The organism is Arthrobacter sp. AG258 (assembly GCF_004364695.1).
Classification (GTDB): domain Bacteria; phylum Actinomycetota; class Actinomycetes; order Actinomycetales; family Micrococcaceae; genus Arthrobacter.
In genome coordinates this window covers 155974-177319 of record NZ_SOBI01000008.1, presented here as the reverse complement: position 1 = coordinate 177319, position 21346 = coordinate 155974, and the positions used below count along the sequence as shown (strand labels likewise).

15 protein-coding genes are annotated in these 21346 nt (G+C 66.8%); all 15 read left to right on the top strand.

Annotated elements, in window-relative coordinates:
• Positions 1–161: 161 nt before the first annotated feature.
• The 15 genes from DFO47_RS17105 to DFO47_RS17040 all read left to right on the top strand — a co-directional run bounded on the left by DFO47_RS17105 (position 162) and on the right by DFO47_RS17040 (position 21335).
• Entirely contained in the window at positions 162–1670 is a 1509-nt protein-coding gene (locus DFO47_RS17105) for a CCA tRNA nucleotidyltransferase (RefSeq protein WP_133832417.1), read from the top strand.
• Positions 1667–2251, top strand: a complete 585-nt coding sequence (locus tag DFO47_RS17100) for a histidine phosphatase family protein (protein ID WP_133832416.1) — start codon at positions 1667–1669, stop codon at positions 2249–2251. The genes DFO47_RS17105 and DFO47_RS17100 overlap by 4 nt, the downstream gene beginning before the upstream one ends.
• 635 nt (positions 2252–2886) lie before the next feature.
• A complete protein-coding gene (locus DFO47_RS21450; protein WP_279586714.1) occupies positions 2887–3018 on the top strand; it encodes a hypothetical protein in 132 nt (43 codons plus the stop codon).
• 48 nt (positions 3019–3066) lie between these two features.
• On the top strand, positions 3067–4530 hold the full coding sequence (locus DFO47_RS17095) for a glycosyltransferase 87 family protein (protein ID WP_133832415.1): 1464 nt from the start codon (positions 3067–3069) through the stop codon (positions 4528–4530).
• Positions 4523–5965, top strand: coding sequence for an NAD(P)/FAD-dependent oxidoreductase (locus DFO47_RS17090; RefSeq protein WP_133832414.1), 1443 nt, complete (start codon positions 4523–4525; stop codon positions 5963–5965). Before DFO47_RS17095 ends, DFO47_RS17090 begins: the two co-directional genes overlap by 8 nt.
• 87 nt (positions 5966–6052) lie before the next feature.
• Positions 6053–8041: a penicillin-binding transpeptidase domain-containing protein gene (locus tag DFO47_RS17085; RefSeq protein ID WP_018762832.1), complete on the top strand. Its 1989-nt coding sequence runs from the start codon at positions 6053–6055 to the stop codon at positions 8039–8041.
• Between the two features lie 25 nt (positions 8042–8066).
• On the top strand, positions 8067–9749 hold the full coding sequence (locus tag DFO47_RS17080; RefSeq protein WP_133832413.1) for an ATP-binding cassette domain-containing protein: 1683 nt from the start codon (positions 8067–8069) through the stop codon (positions 9747–9749).
• Positions 9750–9803: 54 nt separating this feature from the next.
• A complete protein-coding gene (locus tag DFO47_RS17075) occupies positions 9804–10577 on the top strand; it encodes a DeoR/GlpR family DNA-binding transcription regulator (protein WP_133832412.1) in 774 nt (257 codons plus the stop codon).
• Positions 10574–11782, top strand: a complete 1209-nt coding sequence (locus DFO47_RS17070) for an MFS transporter (RefSeq protein WP_018762835.1) — start codon at positions 10574–10576, stop codon at positions 11780–11782. Before DFO47_RS17075 ends, DFO47_RS17070 begins: the two co-directional genes overlap by 4 nt.
• Before the next feature lie 72 nt (positions 11783–11854).
• Positions 11855–13351 carry a bifunctional phosphatase PAP2/diacylglycerol kinase family protein gene (locus tag DFO47_RS17065; protein ID WP_133832411.1) on the top strand — a complete coding sequence of 499 codons (1497 nt, stop codon included), beginning with the start codon at positions 11855–11857 and terminating at the stop codon, positions 13349–13351.
• 149 nt (positions 13352–13500) lie between these two features.
• Entirely contained in the window at positions 13501–14424 is a 924-nt protein-coding gene (locus DFO47_RS17060) for an ABC transporter ATP-binding protein (protein WP_133832410.1), read from the top strand.
• The gene (locus tag DFO47_RS17055; RefSeq protein ID WP_231369906.1) at positions 14424–15314 is read left to right on the top strand and encodes an ABC transporter permease; all 891 of its coding nucleotides are present in this window, start codon (positions 14424–14426) and stop codon (positions 15312–15314) included. The genes DFO47_RS17060 and DFO47_RS17055 overlap by 1 nt, the downstream gene beginning before the upstream one ends.
• A 272-nt stretch (positions 15315–15586) precedes the next feature.
• The gene (locus tag DFO47_RS17050; protein WP_018762839.1) at positions 15587–16990 is read left to right on the top strand and encodes an amino acid permease; all 1404 of its coding nucleotides are present in this window, start codon (positions 15587–15589) and stop codon (positions 16988–16990) included.
• Positions 16991–17010: 20 nt separating this feature from the next.
• The gene (locus tag DFO47_RS17045) at positions 17011–18312 is read left to right on the top strand and encodes a M18 family aminopeptidase (RefSeq protein WP_133832409.1); all 1302 of its coding nucleotides are present in this window, start codon (positions 17011–17013) and stop codon (positions 18310–18312) included.
• A gap of 293 nt (positions 18313–18605) precedes the next feature.
• The gene (locus tag DFO47_RS17040) at positions 18606–21335 is read left to right on the top strand and encodes a WecB/TagA/CpsF family glycosyltransferase (RefSeq protein WP_133832408.1); all 2730 of its coding nucleotides are present in this window, start codon (positions 18606–18608) and stop codon (positions 21333–21335) included.
• The last annotated feature ends 11 nt before the right edge of the window (positions 21336–21346 follow it).

Here is a 21346-nt window from a genome sequence, read left to right as displayed (position 1 = left end):
TGGAGTCCACTCTAACGACTGTTGCCCGTTCGTGATGACCGGAACATGACACCAACATGGACGGGATGTGACGCATTTTGGGGCCGGGAACGTCAATCAGCGCTGATCTTGACGCTTTTTTGGACTGCCGCGCCGCTCGTTTCTGCCAAGCTTAAGGAACTATGTCGCACGCACATCACAAGATTGATTCCCACACCGTTGACTTCAAGGTGGACCCGGTGGTCCTGGAGCTCGGTCAGCGGTTCGTGGATGCCGGCCACGAGCTGTCCCTCGTGGGCGGGCCGGTGCGCGACCTTTTCCTTGGCCGGGTTTCCCCCGACCTCGACTTCACCACGGATGCCACGCCGGACCAGACGGTGGCACTGATCAAGAAGTGGGCGGATAACTTCTGGGAGATCGGGCGCGCGTTTGGCACGATCGGCATGCGCAAGGGCGGCTTCCAGATCGAGATCACCACCTACCGGGCGGAGGCCTACGATCCCGACTCCCGCAAGCCCGTGGTGGCGTTCGGTTCCTCCCTCACCGACGATCTGCTGCGGCGCGACTTCACGATCAACGCCATGGCACTGAAACTGCCTTCCCTGGAACTGGTCGATCCGTTCGGCGGGGTGCGGGACCTGCATGCTTCCCTGCTGGCCACTCCCGGGGCGCCGGAGGCCTCCTTCTCAGATGACCCCTTGCGGATGATGCGGGCGGCCCGCTTCGCCGCGCAATTGGGCGTCTCGGTCCGCGACGACGTCCGCGAAGCCATGACCCACATGGCTGACCGGATCAAGATCATTTCCGCGGAGCGGGTGCGGGATGAACTGGTCAAACTGATCTGCGGTGCCCGGCCTCGCGTGGGCGTGGACCTCCTGGTGGACACGGGGCTGGCCGAGTATGTGCTGCCCGAGGTCTCCGCCCTCCGGCTCGAAGCCGATGAGCACCACCGGCACAAGGATGTCTACCAGCACTCCCTCCAGGTGTTGGAGCAGGCAGCGGAGCTTGAAACGGACGCCGAAGGCCCTGTGCCGGGCCCGGACTTCGTGCTGCGCTTCGCGGCGTTGATGCACGACGTCGGCAAGCCGGCGACGCGCCGGTTCGAACCGGGCGGGGCGGTGAGCTTCCGCCACCACGACATGGTGGGTGCCAAGCTCACCTCCAAACGGATGAAGGCGCTGCGCTTCGACAATGACACCACCAAGGCCGTTGCACGGCTGGTGGAACTCCACATGCGCTTCTATGGCTACGGCGATGCCGGCTGGAGCGACTCGGCTGTCCGGCGGTACGTCACCGACGCAGGCCCGCTGCTGGAACGGCTGCACCGGCTTACCCGGTCCGACGTCACCACCAGAAACCAGCGCAAGGCCGACCGGCTGTCCTTCGCTTACGACGACCTTGAGTCCCGCATTGCGGCGCTCCGGGAACAGGAATCCCTGGACGCAGTACGCCCGGACCTGGACGGAGCCCGGATCATGGAGCTGCTGGGCCTCAAACCGGGCCCCGTGGTGGGCCGCGCCTACAAGTTCCTCCTTAATGAGCGGATGGAACACGGACCGTTGCCCGCGGACGAGGCCGAGGCGCGCCTGCTCCGCTGGTGGGCCGAACAGCCTGAATCAGCACCTGCCGGGACCGAGCCCGGAACCCCTCCCGCCGACGTCGAACCTTCACCCGCTGAGGAGTCCAAATGACCAATCCCGCCTTCGCTCCGCGCCCCCAGCTGTGGATCCTCCGCCATGGTGAAACCGAATGGTCCAAGAGCGGGCAGTACACGGGCCTCACAGACCTCCCCCTGACAGTGGAAGGCGAACAGCAGGCCGTGGAGGCACGCAAGGTCCTGGACGGCGTCGACTTCGACCTGGTGCTCACCTCGCCGCTACGGCGTGCACGGCGCACTGCCGAGCTCGCCGGTTTCCCGGATGCCCGGCACGAACCGCTCGCGGTGGAGTGGAACTACGGGGACTACGAAGGCATCAGCTCGGACCTGATCCGCAAGGACAATCCCGACTACCTGATCTGGACCCACGGCGTTCCCAACGGTGAAAGCCTTGATGAGGTGGCCGCGAGGGCGGACAAGATCATCGGCCGGATCCTGGAATCCGGGATGGACAATGTGCTGATCGTGGCGCACGGTCATTTCTCCCGGATCCTTACCGCGCGCTGGCTGGAATTGCCGCCCACGGAAGGCCGCCACTTTATCCTCGGTACCGCCAAAGTATGCACCCTGGGCTGGGATAAGAAGACGCCCGCTATTGTGCGCTGGGGTCTCTGAATCGCCTTTAGTAAAAAACTTTTCCGCATTTCCCGGGAATTGCTGGCCTTTCGCGGATTCCTGGGGTACCTTTATTCCTGACCCCGCGGCAATCTGCCCGGGTCCAAGACCGCATTGCACACCACGCAGCGGACAGCAGAAAAGGAGGTTGGGAAAATGATGACTTTGACTGGCGAATGGAACACCCCCATCAATGCATTCCCGGCCTTTGCTGGTGCTGCGCGCGTTGCTCCGGTCGGCACCGGGTGGCGGTCCGCCGCCTTCCCCGGTTCTCCACGGCGCCGCTAACCGGAACCACGTTCCCCGAGACTTCGCCCTGCCTGGACCAGTCCCCGGGATAACGGCCGGTACGCCGCCGCACCTCCTGCGCTGACTCCCCGGAACAGCACCTGCCTGAGCCCACGCTTCGCTGACGCCTGAAACCGCGTCCGCGCACTTGAGCGTTCCTGCTCTGCGCCAGGTGCTTGCTTTCCGGCATTGCCGGCGTCCCCCGGAATTTGTGTTCTTTCCTGCAATTTCCGCCTATTCCCGCCATGGAATTCACGCGCCTTCTTTTCGGGCTTTTTCGCGCCGAAAAGTAGCGCTAATTCGTCATGCACTTTTGTGCCCCATTAAAACGAAAGGAGGTGCCTTCCTTGATGCGAAAGATCCTGGGATTCCTGTCCCGCCCCCTGCAGCGACGCAGTTCGTTCAACAGTGGCCTGTTGGAGCAGCATCGAAACGAAGTCTTCGTGCTCATGCACCAGCAGCTCGGCGGCTTGCGCTGACTGCCGGCCCCCGCGCTTTGCGCAGGGGCCGGCTGTAAGCTCGACTCCATGCACGAGACCCAGCCGCCGGAGGGTGGACGACGGCCCCGTATCGTGGTGCCGAGCCGCAGCGATGCGCTGCTCCGTAATTTCACGGAGGTGATCGGCGGGCCACTCGGGGCCAAGGCGGATCCCGGCGTTGCCTCCCCCGGGATCTTCACCGTGGAACGTGTGCTGGTGGTCCTGGCAGCACTGGCCGCCTTGGTGGGCATCCTGCTTAAGGGCTACTGCCGGGTCAACGGCTGGGAGACCCCAACCCAGTTCTACGCCACGTGCTACTCGGACTTCCCGGAGCTGTTCCGGAACCGCGGCCTGGCACAAGGGGTCTTCCCCATCCTCGGCAGCGGCAGCCAGTTTGAATACCCGGTGCTCATCGGGTTGATTGCGGGGCTGACGGCATGGCTGGTTCCCGGAGGAGACGCCAACGCCAGGGCTGTGGCCTACTTCGACATCAATGCCGTGCTGCTGGCGGCCGTGGCCATGGTCACTGTCCTGGCAGTTGCCCGCATGCCCGGCCGCCGTCCCTGGGATGCCGCCATGGTGGCGGTCGCCCCGGGGATTATCCTCGCCGGAACCATCAACTGGGATCTCTGGGCAGCCTGCCTGCTGGCTGTGGGCATGTACTTTTTCGCCAAGAACCGCCCGGTGCCGGCCGGCATCCTGATCGGGCTGGCCACGGCAACCAAGCTCTACCCGCTGCTGGTCCTCGGGGCCATCCTGCTGCTTGCCGCGCGGACCGGCCGGTGGCGGCCGCTGCTGGTGACCGCCGGCAGCGCCGCCGCCACCTGGCTGGTGGTCAACCTGCCGTTCGCGGCGGCCAACCCGTCCGGCTGGGCCTATTTTTTCCAGTACAGCGCGGAGCGGGGCGCCGGGTACAGTTCCCCGTGGTTCGCCTACAACCTGGTGGCCGGCAGGCTGGGCTGGTCCGGGCTGGCACCGGACGGAGTCAGCGCACTGTCAGCCGGACTGTTCGTCCTGTTGTGCGCCGCCATAGCAGCCGTTGCACTGACCGCTCCCCGCCGCCCCCGCCTGGCGCAGCTTGCTTTCCTGATCGTCGCGGCCTTCATCCTCACCAGCAAGGTCTACTCGCCCCAGTACGTCGTGTGGCTGATCCCGCTGCTAGCCCTCGCCAGGCCACGGTGGCGCGACTTCCTGGTCTGGCAGGGGATCGAAGCCCTGCACTGGGCCGCAATCTGGATGTACCTTGGACAGGTGACCAGCGCCGGTTCGTCCCAACACAACCTGGACATGCCGTACTACGTCCTCGCCGTCGCCGCTCACATGGCCGCCGTGGCGTACCTCATGGCGCGCATCGTGTGGGACATCTACGACCCCGCCTTTGACCCCATCCGCCGCCACCATGTTGATGATCCGCACGGCGGGCCGTTCGCGAACGCGCCCGACTGGTTCCGGCTGGATCCCGCCCGGCCCTCGGAATCGGTTACCCCCTGGAAAGCAGGGTTCCGTGCCTGATGTCGCGGTAGTAGGCTCCGGTCCCAACGGACTCTCTGCAGCGGCCGTCATGGCAAGGGCAGGGCTGTCGGTGGAAGTCTTCGAGGCAGCCCAGACCATCGGCGGTGGCACGCGCACCACCGAACTCATGCAGCCCGGACACTTCCACGACGTCTGCTCCGCGGTGCATCCCATGGCGCTGGCATCCCCGTTTTTCCGTGCCTTCGAACTGCCCCGGAGGGTGGACCTGATCACCCCTGAAGTGTCATTCGGGTCCCCGCTGGATGGCGGCCGGGCGGCTTTGGCGTATACCTCGCTGGACCGGACTGCGACGGAGCTGGGCCGGGACGGCGCTGCCTACCGCAGGCTCATGGAACCGCTGGTCCGGCATATTGGCGACATCATGGATTTCACCCAAAACCAGCTGCTGCGGATCCCCCGCAACCCGGTGATGGCGGGCGTTTACGGATTGCGGACGCTGGAGCAGGGAACCGGATTATGGAACGCACGGTTCCGGGAGGATCTTGCACCCGCCCTCCTGAGCGGGGTTGCCGCCCACGCCATCTCGCATTTACCGTCCCTGGCGGCGTCCGGGGCCGGCCTCATGCTCGGTGCCCTGGGACATGCGGACGGATGGCCCATCCCCCGCGGCGGTTCCGCCTCCATCGCGGCAGCCCTCGCTGAAGACATCCGCGCCCACGGTGGCGTCATCCACACCGGCACCCCCATCGACCGGCTGGAACAACTGCCGGCCACCCGGGCCACCCTGCTGGATGTGGCGCCCCGCGGCCTGCTGGACATGGCAGGCGATGCGCTGCCTGGCCGCTATCGAAAAGCCCTCGAGGCGTTCCGGTACGGAAACGGCTCCTGCAAGGTGGACTTCATCCTGTCCGGTCCGGTGCCGTGGCAAGCCAGCGGGCTTGCCGACGCCGGCACGGTCCACGTGGGCGGGACCCGGACCGAACTGGCGGCTTCGGAGAACGAGGTCAGCGCCGGCCGGCATCCCGAGCGGCCGTATGTCCTGGTGGCCCAGCCCTCCCGGTTTGATCCGGGACGGGCCCCGGACGGGCGGCACACACTGTGGACGTATTGCCACGTCCCCGCAGGCTCCACGCGGGACATGACCGGCGAGGTGATGGCGCAGCTGGAACGGTTTGCCCCGGGATTCCGGGACCTCGTGGTGGAATCGCACGCCATTACGGCGGCGCAGCTGGCGCAGTACAACCGCAACTACGTTGGCGGCGACTTCAGCGCCGGAGTCATGGACGTGCGCGGCCTGGTCCAAAGGCCCGTGGCGTCCCCCGTCCCGTGGCGGACACCTCTGCTGGGCGTCTACCTCTGCTCATCCTCAACGCCACCGGGCCCGGGTGTCACGGGGATGCCCGGGATGCACGCGGCTACGTACGCCCTGAAGGACATTTTCCGGCTGCCTGTTCCGGACCTTTCCCTCGGCTAGGTCCTGCCGGCCGGCAGGACCCGCCACAACCTCCTGGCCCGCGACGGCACGGCACAGCACGGTGCCGGGGCGGGGGATAATGGCCGCATGGGGAAATCAACAAAACTTTCGCTTGCCGTAGCTGCGCTCGTCCTGGGTACCTCCCTGGTGGCCTGCGACGACGGTAAGAGCGGGGCCGAAGCCGCGGCCCAGCAGTTGGCCGGCGCGGTCTCATCGCTTGACGTTGGCTCGGTGGCCTTTGACGGCAAGGACGCCGCCGCGGCCAACGACCAGCTGCACCAGGTCTTCGCTGCCCTGGATCCGCAGAAGCCCGAGGTCCAGGCAGGCGGACTCACCCTCGACGGCGATAAAGCGTCCGCGCCGCTGAGCTATACCTGGAAGTTCGGCGACGCCGAATGGAAGTACACCAGCTCGGCGAACTTCAAGAAGTCAGGGGACAAGTGGCTGACGGTGTGGGACCCGGCCCTCCTGGCACCCGGCCTGACGGACAGTGAAATTGTCACCAAGGGCTCCCAGTCCCCCCAGCGTGCCGACATCCTTGGTGCCGGCGACGTACCCTTGGTCACCTACCGTCCCGTGGTGAATGTCGGTATCGACAAGCCGCAACTGGGCGCCGCAGACCCCTCCGATTCCGCCGGCAAGCTGGCCGCGCTGGTGGGAGTGGACCCGGCGGCGTATGCGCAACAGGTCAAGGCTGCCGGTGCACAGGCTTTTGTCCCTGCCATCACGCTGCGTGAAGAAGGCAGGACCATCTCGGATCAACAGATCCAGGCGATCCCCGGAGCGCGCGGCATCCCCGCGTCCATGCCGCTGGCTCCCAGCAGGACGTTTGCCCGCGCCGTGCTCGGTTCGGTCGGCGAAGCCACCGCGGAACAGATCGATGCATCCGAAGGCGCCCTGGACGCAGGGGATGTCACGGGCATCGGCGGGCTCCAGCAGCAGTACGACGCACAGCTCCGAGGATCAGATGCCGTGGTCATCCGGGCGCAGCGGGCCGACCTGACGCGCGAACAGATCCAGTCCGCCGGCACCGACCCCAGGCGCGTCCTTTTCGAGGTGGCACCCAAGCCCGGTACGCCGTTGAAGACCACCCTCGATCCGCGCCTCCAGACCCTGGCTGAGTCCACCCTGGAGGGTGTGGGCCCGGCGTCGGCCATCGTGGCGCTCCGGCCCTCCACCGGCGCCGTACTCGCCGCCGCCTCCGGCCCGGGCAGCAACGGCTACAACACGGCCATGCTGGGCCAGTACGCCCCGGGCTCGATCTTCAAGATGGTGGATTCCCTGGCCATGTTCCGCAACGGCATGAATCCCGATTCCACCGTCCAGTGCACCCCCACCCTCACAGTAGACGGGCGCACCTTCAAGAACTCCGAGGGCTACCCCGCGACCTCCCTTGGCGCGGTGACCCTCCGGGACGCCTTTGCGCACTCCTGCAATACCGCCTTCATTTCCCAGCGCGACTCGGTATCGCAGAGCCAGCTCGAAGCCGCGGCCACCTCCATGGGCGTCGCGGTGGAAGCGCCGAAACTCGGGGCGGAAGCGTTCTTGGGTTCCGTGCCGGGGCAGGCCCAGGGCACCGAACACGCGGCCTCCATGATTGGCCAGGGCAAGGTTTTGCTCTCCCCCCTGGCTGCTGCGATCATGGCCGGCTCTGTTGCCAAGGGCGCCCCCGTTTCGGCGCAGCTTGTCCTCAACCCCGATGCCGCTGCCCCCGCTGCGGGAACCACCGCGGGGTCCACTGCCCCGGCCGCCGCACCGACTGCCACGGCGACGGCCGAGGCGCCGTCCACGGCGTCGGACAAACCGATCACGGCAGCGGAGGCGGCATCGCTGGCTGACATGATGCGCGCCGTGGTTACTTCCGGGCATGCAGGCTTCCTGTCCAGCGTCCCCGGGGCACCGGTAGGGGCGAAGACCGGAACCGCCGAGTTCGGCACCGAGAACCCGCCCAAGACGCACGCGTGGATCGTGGCCGTCCACGGGGACCTGGCGGTGGCCGTCTTCGTGGAAGACGGCGGCCTGGGCGCCACCACCTCGGGTCCGCTGCTGAAGCAGTTCCTCACCGCCGCCGGCTAGGCTCCGCCGTGGGAGGATTGACGGCGTGGCCCATATTGACGTTTCCGGCATCGACTACTTCCTCTCCGACGGCACCCAGCTCCTGAACGGAGTCACCTTCAAGGTCCCGGACGGTACCAAGACCGCCTTGATCGGGCCCAACGGCACAGGAAAGACCACGCTTTTCCGGATCATCGCCGGAGACCTGGTCCCGGATGAGGGCGTCATCGGGCGGTCCGGGAACATGGGCATCATGCGCCAGTTCGTGGGGCAGGTCCGTGACGGTTCAACAGTCCGGGACCTCCTGGTGTCCGCTGCTCCCCCGGCTTTGGCGGCCGCTGCGCGCGAGGTGGATGATGCCGAGCTGGCCATGATGGAGCACGACGACGAGCCCACCCAGATGCGGTACGCACAGGCCATCGTGGACTGGGGGGACGCCGGAGGCTACGACGTCGAGACCGTCTGGGACGAGGTCTGCATGGCCGCCCTGGGACTGCCGTTTGACCGCGCACAGCACCGCCCGGCGTCGACCCTTTCCGGCGGCGAGCAAAAGCGCCTGGTGCTGGAAGCACTGTTCGCAGGCCCGGACGAGCTCCTCCTCTTGGACGAGCCGGACAACTACCTTGACGTGCCGGGCAAACGCTGGCTCGAGGAGAAGCTGAACGAGTCAAGGAAGACCGTCTTCTTCATCAGCCACGACCGCGAGCTGCTGAACAACGCCGCCGGGCGCATTGTCACCCTGGAGCCGGGGATCAACGGAGCCGCCGCATGGATCCACGGCGGTGGATTCGAATCGTACGTGGAGGCCCGCGCGGACCGGAACGCCCGGTTCGAGGAATTGCGGAAGCGCTGGGACGAGGAGCACATCAAGCTCAAGGAACTCGTCAACATGTACAAGAACAAGGCCGCGTTCCGCTCTGACATGGCCAACCGCTACCACGCCGCCCAGACCCGGCTGGCAAAGTTCCTCGAAGTGGGTCCGCCGGAGGCACTGCCGATCGAGCAGAACGTCCAGATGCGGCTCAAAGGCGGACGAACCGCCAAGCGCGCCATCGTTGCCGAACGGCTGGAACTGACCGGCCTGATGAAGCCCTTCTCCACCGAGGTCTGGTTCGGCGACCGGGTCGGCGTGCTCGGCTCCAACGGCTCCGGCAAGAGCCACTTCCTGCGGCTGCTCGCCACCGGCGGCACCGACCCCGAGCGGGAACACCTGCCGGTCTCCGATGTGGAAATCGCCGAGGTCCCGCACGAAGGGACCGTCAAGCTCGGTGCGCGGATCCGGCCCGGGTTCTTTGCCCAAACCCATGTCCGGCCGGATCTCCTGGGCAAGACGCTCCTGGAAATCCTGCACCGCGGTGACGAACACCGTTCGGGGCTGGGGCGGGAGGCGGCCGCCGGCGCCCTGGACGGCTATGGCCTGGCGGGACAGTCCGAGCAAAAGTACGAGTCGCTGTCCGGCGGCCAGCAGGCGCGTTTCCAGATCCTGCTCCTGCAGCTGAGCGGAGCCACCCTGCTGCTGTTGGACGAGCCAACGGACAACCTGGACCTGCACTCCGCCGAGGCGCTGGAGCGCGCCATTGACCACTTTGAGGGCACGGTCCTTGCCGTCACCCATGACCGCTGGTTCGCTCGGACGTTCGACCGGTTCCTGGTGTTCGGATCGGACGGGAAGGTGTACGAATCAGCGGAACCGGTCTGGGACGAACAGCGGGTGGAACGCGCCCGCTGAGAATTCGGTGAGCAGTCTGATGAGCAAATGATCATCAATTGATAGCATTTGATCATGAAGACGGATGAGCGGCACAGGACTATTGCCGAAATCCTCCGGCGGCAGGCCGAGGTGAGCGTCGAAGAACTGATGCTGGCCTGCGATGCTTCCGGGGCCACGATCCGTCGCGACCTTGAAGCACTGGCAGGCAACGGCGTCCTCCGTCGGATCCACGGCGGAGCCAGGAGCCTGATCGGGCAAGGGCAGCACCCCGGCTACGGGCTCCGGGAGCTGGAGGACCGGGACGCCAAGAGGCGCATCGCCGCCGCCGTCGCCGGGCTGCTGCTGGAACGCGAACACGTGTGGCTGGACAGCGGGAGCACGGCAACCGAGGTGGCCCGTGCCGTGACCGGCCGGGAACTGACCTTGATGCCGATGTCCCTGCCCGGACTCAATGCGGCCGCCGGCGGGGACACTGCCGCAGGCTCCAGGCCTGCACTGTTGCTGCCAGGAGGGAGCCTGGTGCCCGGTGAGCTCTGTTTCCGCGGACCCCTGGCGGAGTCCAACATCAGGTCGTTGCGTTTTGATACCGCCGTGCTCACCCCCTGTGCCGTTGACTTTACTGACGGCCTCCTGGCCCACGACCTGGACGATGCCGCGGTCAAGAGGGCCGGCCTGGACGCGTCGGCGCGGGTGGTGGTTGCCGCATCGGCGGCTAAATGGCAGGCGCACGCGAGGGTCCTTATCGGCGGCCTGGACCGGGTTGACGTGATTGTCACCGACCGGAAATTCAGTGGCCGGGAACAAGCCCAACTCGACCAATACTCTGTGGAAGTAGTGAACGTATGAGCACCAACGCCGGCACCGAACAGCACGTTGGACTGAAAGCGGCGGCCGCGGCCACGTTCGTGGTCTTTGGCATTAATGGACTGGTGTTCGCCAGCTGGGCTGCACGGATCCCGGCCGTCACGCAGACGCTGCACATCACCTCCGGCCAGATGGGCACGCTGCTGCTCTGCACGGCCGTCGGGTCGCTTTTGGCGCTCCCCACAGCGGGCATGGTGGTAGGCCGGATCGGAACGGCGAACACGGTCCGCTTCGCCGGCCTGCTGGCGGCCGCCGCGGGCATCGGCATCGCCCTGGCGCTCTCGGCCACCTCCATACCCGGAACCGCGGTCTCGCTGTTCTTCTTCGGAATCGGCATCGGCCTGTGGGATGTTGCGCAAAACATCGAAGGCGCGGACGTAGAACACAAACTCCGCCGGACTGTCATGCCGCAATTCCACGCTGCCTTCAGCGGTGGTGCGTTCGTAGGCGCACTGGTTGGCGCCGGCCTGTCCAGCCTGGGCGTGGACCTTCCCCTGCACCTGATGGTCATTGCCGGTGTGGTGGTGCTGGTGGCCCTGACCGCGCCGCGCTTCTTCCTCCCCCACATTTCCACGGCAGCCACGCCCGGGGAACCCGAACCTGCCAAGGGCCCCTCGGCATGGCGAGACAGCAGGACGTTGCTGATCGGCGTCGTGGTCCTGGGAGCCACCCTCACCGAGGGGGCCGGCAACGATTGGATCGCCAAAGCCTCCGTGGACGGCCTGGCCACCTCGGAGTCCACGGGCGCACTCATGTTTGCCCTCTTTGTCCTTGCCATGACAGCAATGCGCTTCCTCGGCGGCCGGGTGATCGACAAGTACGGCCGGGTGGCCGTGCTGCGGGCCAGCATGGCGGCCGCAGCAGCCGGGCTGGGCCTTTTCGTCCTGGCGCCGAACATCTGGCTGGCCGGTATCGGTGCGGCACTGTGGGGCGTCGGCGCAGCGCTGGCTTTCCCGATGGGGATGTCAGCAGCCTCCGACGACCCCAGGCATTCGGCAGCACGCGTATCCGTTGTATCCACTTTGGGTTATATATCGTTCCTGGCCGGCCCACCGCTGCTCGGGTACCTCGGCGACCTCACCGGCATCCACACCGCGCTGCTGGCGATCATGGCACCGATCCTCGTGGCACTGCTGCTGGCCGGTGCCGCCAGGCCCCTGCGGCTGGAGGACACCAAGGAGCCCTGACAGGATCCGGGCCGCCGCGCAGGCAAGGGCGTGGAACCGAATGCTAAAGCGGCAGGGGTTTAGGGTGATCACATGCAAAGCACCAGGCACCGCCGGCGGAGTTGGCCCAGCCGCGTCGACAGATTCCTTCTCCAGCATGTTTCTAACCTTCCCGGCGGCAGCCACGACGTGTTCTTCCGACGGCTCTCGGCCTCAGCGAACCAGGGAAAGCTCTGGATCGGTATCGCAGCCGTCCTGGCGCTGTTCCCCGGCAAATCCCGGCGCGCTGCCGTCCACGGGCTGATCGCCCAGGGCGTCGCCTCGGCCGTTACGAACATGGTGTTCAAGACCCTGCTCCCCCGGACCCGGCCGAAGCCGGAAAATCTCCCGGTGTTCCGCTTCGTCCACCCCCAGCCCCAGAGTTCCTCCATGCCTTCGGGGCATTCAGCGTCCGCCGTCGCCTTCGCGGTGGGCGCCGGCCTGGTCCAGCCCGCCCTTGGCGCTGCCTTGGCGCCCGCGGCCCTTGGTGTGGCCTACTCGAGGGTCCACACCGGTGCGCACTGGCCTTCGGACGTCATCTTCGGTTCGGCCCTCGGTGCGGGCGCCGCCCTGGTGACCCGGCACTGGTGGCCGGTCCGGCCGCCCATTCCGCAGACGGCCCGGACGTGGACCGAGGCTCCAGGGCTGCCCGGTGGGGAAGGCCTCAGCATCGTGGTCAACACCCTGGGTGGATCCTTCAAGGTGGAAACGGCCGCCGCCCTCAAAGATGTATTCCCTAAGGCACATATAAACGTCGTGCAGCCGGACGATGACCTCGTGCAGCAGATCAACGCGACCGCGGACGTCCCCGGGACCCTTGCCCTGGGTGTGTGGGGCGGCGACGGAACCGTCGGCGCCGCGGCTGCTGCCGCCGTCGACCGTTCCCTGCCCCTGCTGGTTCTGCCCGGGGGAACCCTCAACCACTTTGCGCGGGACGCGGGGATCGGAAACCTCAAGGACGCCGTGAAAGCGGCGACCAAGGGTGAGGCCGCACTTGCGGACATCGGCCTGGTGACCGCGGAGCGTGGCCTCGCGGGCCATCCCGAAGTGTCCGAGCTGGTCATGCTCAACACGTCCAGTGTGGGCCTCTATCCCAATCTCGTACGTCGCCGGGAGCACCTGCAACCCGCGCTTGGAAAGCCGCTGGCCGGCGTCGTGGCCATGTTCCGCACGTTCGCCGCGGGAACCCCCATCACTCTTTCCGTCGACGGTGTCCGGCACAAGGTGTGGATCGCCTACCTTGGACGGGGCCGCTACTACCCCCGGGACCACGCGCCGCTCATCCGGCCCGTCATGGACGACGGCGTACTAGACGTCAGGCTGATCACCGCCGACGAGTCGTTCGCCCGCGTGCGGCTGCTCTGGGCCGTCCTGACCGGAACGGTGGCAAGTTCCAGGATCACGCACCTGCGCGAGGCCTCCACGGTCACCATTGATGCCGACGGCGCACCCATGGCCCTTGCCGTGGACGGTGAGGCACTGGCCGGAGTGCGCCGGGTCGCTTATTCAGTGCGGCGCAACGCGCTGACGTACTACTCCCCACGCCCCTGAGCAGGGAAGGCTTTGGTCCGGAGCAACCCTGATTCTCCCCTGAATCATCCCTGAGTAGGGCGAATTGCGGCGGTGGCCCCGTTAGCGTAGGGAGTGAACTCCCACAGAACGCCATCTGCAGCCACGCGCTGCCGTCAAAAGGAAAATTCATGATCGAGGCAAACGGGCTGACAAAGGCGTACGGGGCGAAGACCGCCGTGGCCGGTGTCAGCTTCACCGTCAGGGCAGGGCAAGTCACAGGATTCCTGGGCCCGAACGGGGCAGGAAAGTCCACCACGATGCGCATGATCATGGGACTGGACCGGCCGACATCGGGATCGGTCACAGTGAACGGCCTCCCCTACGTCAAGCACACGGCTCCGCTGCGGCAGGTGGGCGCCCTGCTGGATGCGAAAGCGGTCCATACCAGCCGCAGTGCGTACAACCACCTGCTGGCCATGGCCGCCACACACGGTATTCCCAAATCCCGGGTGCACGAAGTGATCGAGATGACCGGCCTCGACGCGGTGGCGCGAAAGAAAGCCGGCGGCTTCTCACTGGGCATGGGCCAGCGGCTGGGCATCGCTGCGGCGTTGCTCGGCGACCCGCAGACCTTGATCCTGGACGAACCCGTCAACGGGCTGGACCCGGAAGGCGTGGTCTGGGTGCGGAACCTGGTCCGTTACCTCGCCGGGCAGGGACGCACCGTGTTCCTCTCCAGCCACCTCATGAGCGAGATGGCCCAGACCGCCGACCACCTCATCGTCATCGGCCGCGGCCGGGTGATCGCCGATGCGCCCATCCGCGACATCATTACCGGCAAGGGCCAGGCCCGCGTCCGCGTCCGCACGGACCAGCCGGACCGGCTGCGGCAGCTGCTGGCCGGCCGCGGCGCCTCGATCGAGGTCCCAGAACGGGAAATGCTGGAAGTGACCGGCCTCGAACCGAAGGCAATCGCCGCGGCAGCCCTGGAAAACCAGGTCATGGTCTATGAACTCACCCCCCTGACGGCCAGCCTCGAGGAAGCGTACATGGAACTGACCAAGGACGACGTCGAATACCACTCCCTGCCCGCCGCGGAGGTAAGCAAATAATGAGCGCCATGACCACAGAATCCACGGCTTCGCCCGAACCGGCATCATCGTCCGCAGGCCACAGCCACGGCCACGGAGGGTCCCTGCCGGGCCCCACGTTCTTTCGGGTGCTCAACTCGGAACTCATCAAGTTCCGGAGCCTGCTCTCAACGCTGATCCTGCTCGCCGCCACGGCGGTTGTGATGGTGGGCTTTGGTGCGCTGTCCGCATGGGGCACCGGCCAGTTCGCCAACGCGGCATCGCGGGATCCGCAGGCGGCCGTGCGGGCGGCCTCCCAAGGCGGGGACCTCGCGATCAGCGTGCCCACCTCGGGGATCGCCTTCGCCCAGCTGATCCTTGGGTCCCTGGGCGTGCTCTTGATGAGCTCGGAATTCACCACCGGCATGGCGCGGTCCACGTTCGCGGCGGTGCCCAAGAGGCTGCCTGCGTTCACTGCCAAACTGGTGGTGGTCATGGTGGTCTCCTTCGCGGTCACGGCCCTCTCCACCTGGGTGGCCGGACTGGTGGCGGTTCCCATCCTGGACAACTACGGACTGAAGCTGGACCTGGCAAGTTCCGAATCCGTGAAACTGCTCCTGGTCAACAGCATCTACGTTGCAGCCGTGGCCGCGATCGGCATGGCCCTGGGCACGCTGCTTCGGAACTCGGCCGGCGGCATCATGAGCCTGGTGGGCATCTTCTTCGTGGCACCCATCGCTTTCCAGCTCATTCCCGGCGACTTCTTCAAGGAGGCCCGGAAATACCTGCCCGGCAACACGGTTGAGCCGCTGACCGCCGCCCAGCACGTGCCGGACACCCTCGAAACATGGCAGGCGGCCTTGGTCCTGGGCGCCTGGGTGGTGATCCCCGTGCTGATCGCCGCCGTCCTGCTGAAGCGCCGGGACGTGTAGGAGGGATATCCTGCGCCGGCCACCCGGACGTGGCCGGCGCGTGGTTTCCGGCACATTACAAAAGTGCCTGGTGGGAAACATTATTTGCCCATCATGGCTCCTGCTTGGAGTGGCGTCCTGTTAGGCGCAACCAGATCTGTTGGAGTGCACAAAGCAAGGCGCATAATGGCGGACCTAGGGTGAAACGACGATGTGGTGCACCACACGGTCCGCCGCGGTGCACCAACGAACGTCGCACAACCTCTGCAATTTCCCAACAGGACGGCACTTCCATGCATGCTGACCAGCAACTCTCAAAGTCCCTGAAACCCAGGCACCTGTCCATGATCGCCATAGCCGGCGTGATCGGTGCAGGGCTCTTCGTCGGCTCGGGGGCCGCGATCCAGCAGGCCGGCCCGGGCATCCTTGTCGCGTACGCAGCCGCCGGCCTCGTGGTCATCCTGGTGATGCGCATGCTGGGTGAAATGGCCGCAGCCAACCCGGAAACGGGCTCTTTCTCGACCTATGCGGACAAGGCCCTGGGCCGCTGGGCAGGGTTCAGCATCGGCTGGCTCTATGCCTGGTTCTGGATTATCGTCCTGGGCATCGAGGCCACCGCCGGTGCGGCCATCATGCACCGGTGGGTGCCGGGCATCGACCAGTGGGTCTGGGCCCTGGTCCTCATGGTGCTGCTGACCTTGACCAACCTCGGCTCGGTGAAGTCCTACGGCGAGTTCGAGTTCTGGTTCGCCTCCATCAAGGTGGCCGCGATCGTCCTCTTCCTGGTCTTCGGCGCCGCCGCCATCCTGGGCCTGGTCCCCGGCGTCCCGGCCCCCGGCCTGAGCAACCTGCTCAACAACGGCGGATTCATGCCCAACGGTCCGGGCGCCGTCCTGGCCGGCATCCTGGTGGTCGTCTTCTCCTTCTTCGGCGCCGAGATCGCCACGATCGCCGCCGGCGAATCCGAAAACCCCGTGGACGCCGTCAAGAAGGCCGTGAAGTCAACCGTCTGGCGCATCCTGGTGTTCTACATCGGTTCCATCGCCGTGGTGGTCACCCTGCTCCCCTGGAACTCTGCGTCCGTCGCCAAGAGCCCCTACGTTGCGGTCATCGAACTGTTCGGCATCCCCGGTGCCGGCACCATCATGGACGTCGTGGTCTTGACCTCCGTCCTGTCCTGCCTCAACTCAGGGCTGTACACCGCAAGCCGCATGCTGTTCTCGCTCTCCACCCGCGGTGACGCCCCGCGCTCCTGGACGAGGATCTCCCGGCGCGGAGTTCCCGCCGCCGCTGTGCTCGCTTCCACGGTGGTCGGCTTCATCACGGTGGGCCTGAACTACATCGCACCGGACACGGTGTTCCTGTTCCTGGTCAACACCTCCGGTGCCATCGCCCTCTTCGTCTGGCTGGTCATCTCCGTGTCGCAGCTGATCCTCCGCCGCCGGATGGGTGCCGCCGCACAGGACCTCCAGCTGAAGATGTGGCTGTTCCCCTACCTCACCTGGGCAGCAATCATCAGCATCGTGGCCCTGCTTATCGGCATGGTGATCGTGGAATCGACCCGCGAATCACTGTTGCTCTCCATCGCGTTGGCGGTGGTGGTGGTTGCTGTGGGCGTGCTGCGCTACCGGCGCAAGGACGCGGCCATGGCAGCGGAACCGGCAAGGGCATCCGAGGCCGCCGCGCCGGTGGAGTAGGCCGCATTAGACTCGGGACCATGCCTTTGACTTCCTCTGCCGCAGACCACATCCAGGACCTTGGCGCCTTTGTCAGCGCATCGCCGTCGAGCTTCCATGCTGCCCACGAGGGCGGCCGGAGGCTGGAGGAAGCCGGCTTCCTCCGCCTGGACGAGCTGCAGCCGTGGGAGGGCGGGCCCGGCTCCTTCTTCATGATCCGCGACGGCGCCCTGATCGCCTGGGTGGTTCCCGAAGGAGCCGGACCCGCCACCGGCTTCAATATCCTTGGCGCCCACACCGACTCGCCGTCCTTCAAGCTCAAGCCGAAGCCCACCACCGGCGCCCACGGCTGGCTCCAGGCCGGGGTGGAAATCTACGGCGGGCCCCTGCTCAACTCCTGGCTGGACCGGGAGCTCCGGCTCGCCGGCCGGCTGGTGATGCTCGATGGCACGCAACACCTGGCCGCCACCGGGCCGCTGCTCCGCTTCCCGCAGCTGGCTATCCACCTGGACCGGGCAGTGAATGACGGGCTTACCCTGGACAAGCAGCGCCATATGAACCCGGTGTGGGGGCTGGGAAACCCCACCGATGCGGACCTGTTGAGCGTCCTGGCCGCGTCCGTTGACGGCGCCTCCGTTGATCCTGCCGGCATTGGCGGGTACGACGTCGTCATTGCGGACACGCAGGCGCCTGCGGTTTTTGGGGGCAAGGGGGAGTTCTTCGCATCCGGGCGGCTGGACAACCTGTCGGCCACGCACGCCGGGCTTGCGGCCCTGGCCGCGCATGCTGCGTCCGGCACGGCCGGGGGACCCATTGCCGTGCTCGCAGCGTTCGACCACGAGGAAATCGGCTCCAACTCCCGCTCCGGTGCCTGCGGACCCATCCTTGAAGACGTGCTGGTGCGCATCTCCGACGGCCTGGGTGCGACGGTGAGCGAACGGCGGCAGGCCCTCGCGGCGTCGTTCTGCCTGTCGGCCGACGCCGGGCACGCGGTCCACCCCAACTACGCCGAGCGGCACGACCCCGCCAACCACCCCGTGCTCAACGGTGGACCGCTCCTGAAGATCAACGCCAACCAGCGCTACGCCACTGATGCGTTCGGCGCGGCCTTTTGGGCCAGGCTTTGCGGCGAAGCGGGCGTGCCATACCAGGAATTCGTCTCCAACAATGTGGTGCCCTGCGGTTCCACCATCGGACCCCTCACCGCCACAAGGCTGGGCATCAGGACCGTGGACGTGGGCGTGCCGCTGCTGTCCATGCATTCCGCGCGGGAACTGTGCGGAGTGGAGGATCCCCTCCGCCTCGCCGCCGTCTCGGAGCTGTTCTTCCGCACCCCGGCCTAGCCAGGCAGTTTGTGGCACCACAAAGGTTCGTGCGGGTACCCACATAGGTAGCCTGCCGGACTCCGGCTAGGGGGTTTCCCCGGCCTACGGTGGGGACACACGGATGCCGTTGGGTGTCCGGCCCACGGTTCCGGGCCGGACACCAGGTCCTCGCAGTCCTGCCAACGATGGCATCCGTCGACCACTGACAGATGCGACAGGTGCCGTGCCGGGTGACCGGCGCGAGGCTGAAACGGGGAGTGCAGACCCCTTTTCCAGCCGACGTGCTCCTGCGCTGTGACCATGGAGCCGGAATGACATCTGCACTTGGGCGCCTGCCCCGCCGCATCCACAAACTGGGGATGGCCGGGTTGGTGACACCGCGGGGAACAACGGCCCTCGAGGGCCCGCTGCAGCGGGCCCTCACGCTGGGTGGCGTCAGGGTCGACCTGATGAGCCGTGAGGACGCCCTGGCAGCCATCATGGAACGAGCCGCGGGTGCCCCCGAGACCCCCCTGGGTGTGCTCTCCGCGAACCTGGACCACGTCAACCACTTCGGGACCGGCGGCCGCTGGGAAGGAACGCTGGAGATCCCGCAGTTGGAGTGGCTGACGTTGCTGGACGGCGCCCCCTTGGTGGCCAAGGCGGCGGAACTCACCGGCCAACGGTGGCCCCGCCTCGCAGGAAGTGACCTGATCGGCCACATCCTCGATGACGCCGCTGCACAAGGACGGACCGTCGGTTTCCTGGGTGGGAGCCCGGAAGCCCAGGAATTGGTTGCCACGCGGATCGAAGCGGAGCGCCCCACCCTGCGCGTGGCCGGCTGGTGGGCGCCGTCCCGCCAAATGCTGGGTGATGCCACCGCCGTCACGGAACTGTGTGCAGACATCCGGGCCGCCGGAGTGGACATCCTGGTGGTCTGTTTGGGCAAACCACGGCAGGAACTCTGGATCGGGGAGTACGGGCCGCAGACCGGGGCGAAGGTCCTGCTGGCGTTCGGGGCGGTCGTCGATTTCCTCGCCGGCCACATACGCCGTGCGCCCCGGCAGGTGAGCACCATGGGCCTTGAATGGGCGTGGCGGCTGGCCATGGAGCCACGACGGCTCGCCAAACGGTACGTCGTGGAGGGGCCCGAAGCCTACCTGAAGCTCCGCCGGCACAGTGCCAACGTCGCGCCCGGGCCAAGCACAGGCCCCGCCCCTCGACCCGCTTCCGGTCCCACCCGGCGGGCCGGCACCACGGCAGGGGACTTCACCCCGACCGACCAGCACGCCGATGTTGCCGCTCTGGTGGTGACCTACAACAACGGCGCGGACGTCTGCGGGCTGCTGGAGAGCCTCCGGCTGCAGACCCGGGAACAGTCCATCAAGGTAGTGGTTGCGGACAACTCGCCGAACCCGGAGACCCTTTCCTGCCTGCAGGAGTTTCCAGGCGTGGCCGCCTTCCCCACCGGCGGGAACCTCGGGTACGCGGGCGGCATCAATGCGGCCTGCGCGAAGGCGGGAAGTGCGGATTCGTACCTGGTCCTCAACCCGGACCTCAGGCTCTGCCCCGGCGCGGTGATGGCCCTGCGGAAATCCATGGAGGGCACCGGCGCGGGAGTGGTGGTCCCCTTGTTGCGAGACGACGACGGAAGCGTCTACCCCTCGCTGCGCAGGGAACCGAGCATCTCGCGCGCGCTGGGCGACGCCCTCCTCGGAAGCAGGTTCCAAGGACGCCCCGGATGGCTGACCGAAATGGACTTCGACGCCGAAAGCTACGCCCACCCGCACAAGGTGGATTGGGCCACCGGCGCCGCGCTGCTGATCCGCTCCGACATCGCGAAACAGGTCGGCGGCTGGGACGAGTCCTACTTCCTGTACTCGGAGGAGACGGACTACCTGCACCGTGTCCGCGAGCTCAAGGCCGACGTCTGGTTCGAGCCCCTTGCAGCCATGGTTCATTCCCGCGGCGGGTCCGGGAGCTCACCGTCCCTGGATGCCCTCATGGGGGCGAACAGGATCCGCTATGTCCGAAAATTCCATCACGGAAGCTACGCACGAATCTTCCGTGCCGCCGTCGTACTTTCTGCCCTGCTGCGGGCACCGCTGCCCGCCCACCGGGGAATCCTGGGACTGATCGCCAGGGAGTCACGATGGGCCGACCTGCCGCACGCCGTCGCCTACCCGGGTGGCCCCGGCCAGGAAGGGGATTTCCCCTCCGGGACGGTCATCATTCCAGCACACAACGAGGCCCCGGTCCTCGGGCGGACGCTGGCAGCACTCACCGCACCCATCGCGAGCGGGAAGGTGGACGTGGTGGTTGCCTGCAACGGTTGCACCGACGGAACTGAAGCCGTGGCCGGTTCCGTGCCGGGCGTCCGGGTTGTCTCCGTGGAGGCCGCGTCCAAGACCGCTGCCCTCAACGCCGGCGACCAAGCTGCCTGCGGGTGGCCGCGGCTGTACGTTGACGCCGATATCGAGGTGCCGCCGGCCGCCCTGCGTGCCACCTTGGAGGCATTGGCCGACGACGGCGGGCCCCTTTGCGCCCGCCCCGCCTTCACCTATGACACAGCGGGCGCCTCCTGGCCGGTCCGCGCCTACTACCGGGCACGCAACCGGCTGCCCCAGGCATCGGCATCGATGTGGGGTGCCGGCGTTTACGGCCTGAGCCGCAAGGGGCATGAACGGTTTGGTGAATTTCCGCCCGTCACGGCCGACGACTGTTACATCGACCGATTGTTCGACGCATCCGAAAAAGAAGTCATCGCCTGCCCGCCGGTGACAGTCCGCACGCCACGGACCGGAAAGGCCCTGCTCGCCACCCTGAGGCGCGTATATCGCGGGAACAACGAACTCCGCGATGTTCCGGGCACGCAGTCGGGACGCACGGCCAGGCAACTGGCGCATTCAATCAAGGGTCCCGGCTCCGCGGTGGATGCCGCCGTCTATGCCGCCTTCGCGCTTGCGGGCCGTGCGGCCCGGCGCCGAAAAAACACCGCCTGGGAGCGGGATGACAGCAGCCGCAATTATGAATTGCATTCCTGGGGAGTGGGTTGGGGATAAATTCCCTGAAT

Coding starts and splice junctions, on each gene's coding strand:
- DFO47_RS17105 (WP_133832417.1), top strand. CDS start 162: ATGTCGCACGCACATCACAAGATTGATTCCCACACCGTTGACTTCAAG.
- DFO47_RS17100 (WP_133832416.1), top strand. CDS start 1,667: ATGACCAATCCCGCCTTCGCTCCGCGCCCCCAGCTGTGGATCCTCCGC.
- DFO47_RS17095 (WP_133832415.1), top strand. CDS start 3,067: ATGCACGAGACCCAGCCGCCGGAGGGTGGACGACGGCCCCGTATCGTG.
- DFO47_RS17085 (WP_018762832.1), top strand. CDS start 6,053: ATGGGGAAATCAACAAAACTTTCGCTTGCCGTAGCTGCGCTCGTCCTG.
- DFO47_RS17075 (WP_133832412.1), top strand. CDS start 9,804: ATGAAGACGGATGAGCGGCACAGGACTATTGCCGAAATCCTCCGGCGG.
- DFO47_RS17070 (WP_018762835.1), top strand. CDS start 10,574: ATGAGCACCAACGCCGGCACCGAACAGCACGTTGGACTGAAAGCGGCG.
- DFO47_RS17065 (WP_133832411.1), top strand. CDS start 11,855: ATGCAAAGCACCAGGCACCGCCGGCGGAGTTGGCCCAGCCGCGTCGAC.
- DFO47_RS17060 (WP_133832410.1), top strand. CDS start 13,501: ATGATCGAGGCAAACGGGCTGACAAAGGCGTACGGGGCGAAGACCGCC.
- DFO47_RS17055 (WP_231369906.1), top strand. CDS start 14,424: ATGAGCGCCATGACCACAGAATCCACGGCTTCGCCCGAACCGGCATCA.
- DFO47_RS17050 (WP_018762839.1), top strand. CDS start 15,587: ATGCATGCTGACCAGCAACTCTCAAAGTCCCTGAAACCCAGGCACCTG.
- DFO47_RS17045 (WP_133832409.1), top strand. CDS start 17,011: ATGCCTTTGACTTCCTCTGCCGCAGACCACATCCAGGACCTTGGCGCC.
- DFO47_RS17040 (WP_133832408.1), top strand. CDS start 18,606: ATGACATCTGCACTTGGGCGCCTGCCCCGCCGCATCCACAAACTGGGG.